The sequence below is a fragment of the Candidatus Magnetobacterium casense genome (assembly GCF_019173545.1).
Taxonomy (GTDB): Bacteria; Nitrospirota; Thermodesulfovibrionia; order Thermodesulfovibrionales; family Magnetobacteriaceae; genus Magnetobacterium; species Magnetobacterium cryptolimnobacter.
Genome location: NZ_JABXWD010000376.1, coordinates 1 through 3,259 on the forward strand (window position 1 = coordinate 1; position 3,259 = coordinate 3,259).

Here is a 3,259-nt window from a genome sequence, read left to right on the forward strand (position 1 = left end):
GACGAAAAACCTGGACCTGATCCTGAAAAAGATGTGACCCCTGTCCTGTAACACAGATGTCGGGGGCGAGGTATTTTTTGGCACCGGGGTGTCACCTTAAGCGGATCGAAATGCCGTGTCTGTACCGTGTGGACACGGACGACCTCTATGAGGTTGACGATACGGCTTTTGAGTTTCTGGCGATGGCGGCCTCTGATGAGGGTGTCTTGAGTGAGACAACCGACTTCGTTGACTTCTGTATCGGTGAGGGCATCCTGCAGCAGACCCCGCAGCAGGCCAACAGACCAACCGCCCACCGGCACGGCAGGCCAAATCTCCAACAATCGCCTCTGCCGTCGCTGCGATACCTTGAACTACAGATCACGGACGAGTGTAATCTGAGCTGCAAGCACTGCTACATAGAGTCGTCCAGGGCTAACAGGATGACCGTGGAGCAGATATGTGCGGTACTGAGCGAGTTTGAGGACATGCAGGGGCTGAGGGTGTTACTAACGGGGGGAGAGCCGACAATGCACCCTGAGTTTGCACACTTAAACGACATGCTGCCACGCTTTGGTCTGAGAAAGCTACTGTTTACAAACGGTCTGTCACTGAATGCCGACATGCTTGATACCTTAAACGTGGATGAGATAATCATCAGCGTGGACGGCATGAAGGATGGCCATGAGGCACTGCGGGGGACTGGTACATTCAACAGGACGTTGGAGGCCATTGCGGCATCTGTCAGCAAAGGCTTTACCACGTCCGTTTCGACGATGATACATGCCTTAAACGTCAACGACTTTGACCACATGCAAGGGATGTTTACAGGGATGGGGGTCAAGGACTGGATAGTTGACATAGCCTCTGTAGCCGGTAACTTTAAGCAACATACAAACCTGAAGGTATCCCCGGCAATTGGCGGGCGACTGTTGAATTACGGTTTTGGTGGAGAAATCCACTACGGTGATACGGACTTTGCCTGTGGCTATCACCTGATGTCCGTCCTGGCCGATGGCAAGGCAGCCAAGTGCGCCTTCTACGCAAGTCAGCCCGTTGGCAACGTAATTGAGGATGGCCTGCTGAGATGTTGGCAGAGTCTTAAGCCAATACCGATAGCGAGCCTGAAGTGTAATGATTGCCCGGAGAAACTGACATGCAGAGGTGGTTGCAGATACAGGGCTGCAGAGTTCGGTGACCCGTTAGGCAAGGATTTCTACAGATGTCAGAAGACACGAACGGAAGATGAAATGTGATTCGGATTCACCGTGATATAGTAAAGGATTCCTTTTTTTAGTTCTTTCGTGTATCGTTAATTATGGACAACAACAATATAAGCATAACGATGACGATATCGTCCGCGGCCAACGGCAGCCACGCGGTGCATATCAACAACGAACCGCCCTACCACATCAAAGAGGCCGATGTCGCCGCACTCCTGACGGAGACGCGCAAGAACTCCTGGCGTACCGACCACAACGCAGGGGCCAAACTCGGAAGGCAGTTGTACGACCTGCTCAATCGTGACGCAAAGCTGCAAGGGATTTTTGACGCAGCCAGGGACGCCAATAAGCACGCAACCCTCTATCTGCAAACGACCTACGACCTGACGCAGTTACCGTTTGAACTGCTGAACAACGGCGGCTGGCTCCTGCTCGAACATGATATACACATAATCCGGCTGGTTGAGGACCGGGGGAAGTCGGCTCAGGTTGCGCCCAAGCAAGAACCGCTAACGATGCTCTTTATGGCCTGCTCGCCAACGGATTTGGACGCTAAATATGTCCTCGGCTTTGAACAGGAGGAGGAGCGCATCTTTAGCAGCACCGGCAATTATAACATCGACATGAGGGTCGAGGACACGGGCAGCCTTGCGGGGCTTAAGCAGACCAACATTCTTGGCGGCGGCTTTGACATCATCCACATAACGGGTCATGCCGGATTCGATGAGGAAAAGGGGCCGGTGTTTTGTATGGAGGACGAGGTCGGCAGGCTGCATGAGGTATCGCCGGATAACTTGTGGGATGCGATTAAGTCTCATCCACCCAGGTTGCTTTTCCTTTCGGGCTGTTCAACCGGGGGTGCGCATGAAGAGACTAACTCGGAGTCGTTTGCGTACAGGATGGCGCAGAAGGGTATACAATGGGTGATTGGTTGGGGTCTGCTTGTCTCTGATACCAGGGCGACTCAGGTGGCGGCTGAGATGTACGGGTGTCTCTCCGGTGGCAGTGGACTGGATCGCGCCTTGAAAATAGCACGACAATCGTTTGAGGGTCAATACAACCCCTGGCCGCTCTTAAGGCTCTTTGGCGACGCAACGCCGGTTGTACCGTTGGTGGCGGCTGGTTTGCCGGTTAAGCCCGTCAAACACGTCAAGCTCAAACACAAGACCCTCAAGGACAGCAACGTGCGTGTGCTGGAGCGTGGATTTGTCGGCAGGAGGCGGCATGTTCAGCAGGGTGTAGGCGTGCTCAGGGGGGCGACTGACAAGTTCGGGCTTTTGGTGCGCGGTACCGCAGGGATCGGCAAGAGCTGTCTCGTCGGCAAGCTCGTTGATAGGTTTGCGGACAAGAAGGAGCTGCTCGTCTTTCACGGTGTCATCAGCGAGGCGGATGTTATCGTGAAACTGAAGAAATTGCTTGACAAATTGGGCAATGAGGATGGTTTAGCGATTCTAACATCTGATAGCTCGTATGAGAAAAAGATAAAGGCCCTCTTCCGCACAGTCTTTAAAAATGAGACTCCAACAATAATATACTTTGATGACTTTGAACAAAATCTTGATCGTAATGGCAATCAGTATTGTGTTAAAAAGGAGCTTGAGGGCATCATTCGTCCCTTTCTTGAGGTGCTTGACTGGGCTGAAGGCAACAGCAACGTCGTCATATCGAGCCGGTATCCCTTCATCCTTGAATGTGATGGTGAAAACCTGCCCGCTATAAAACTCTTTGATATTGCGCTCATGTCCTTTAATGGCGCAGACTTAGACAAGAAGACGAGAGAGCTTTACTCTATCGCCAGGAGCAAACATACCGATATGTATCTCAAGTACGGCGGCGGCAATCCTCGACTGTTGGAGTGGTTAGACGTTATCGCCAGAGACGAGGACAAGTATCGTTTATATGAAATTAAAGAACGGTTGCAGGACAAGCAGGCTGAGTTCATCCATGACTATGGTTTCGCAGTTTCTGGATTCCTGTTTACACAGGAATGACATGGACGGGCCAAAGACGCCATTTGCTGTCATTCCCGCGAAAGCGGGAATCCATTTTTCAAGCCG

General features: G+C 52.1%; 2 protein-coding genes. Both read left to right on the forward strand.

Annotated features, from left to right (window positions below):
- Positions 1 to 77: 77 nt before the first annotated feature.
- A complete protein-coding gene (locus tag HWQ67_RS15070) occupies positions 78 to 1,235 on the forward strand; it encodes a radical SAM/SPASM domain-containing protein (protein WP_218253515.1) in 1,158 nt (385 codons plus the stop codon).
- Positions 1,236 to 1,297: 62 nt separating this feature from the next.
- A complete protein-coding gene (locus HWQ67_RS15075) occupies positions 1,298 to 3,193 on the forward strand; it encodes a CHAT domain-containing protein (protein ID WP_218253516.1) in 1,896 nt (631 codons plus the stop codon).
- The last annotated feature ends 66 nt before the right edge of the window (positions 3,194 to 3,259 follow it).

What these genes read in the sequence shown, in the direction of transcription:
- HWQ67_RS15075 (WP_218253516.1), top strand. Translation starts at nt 1,298, where the DNA reads ATGGACAACAACAATATAAGCATAACGATGACGATATCGTCCGCGGCC.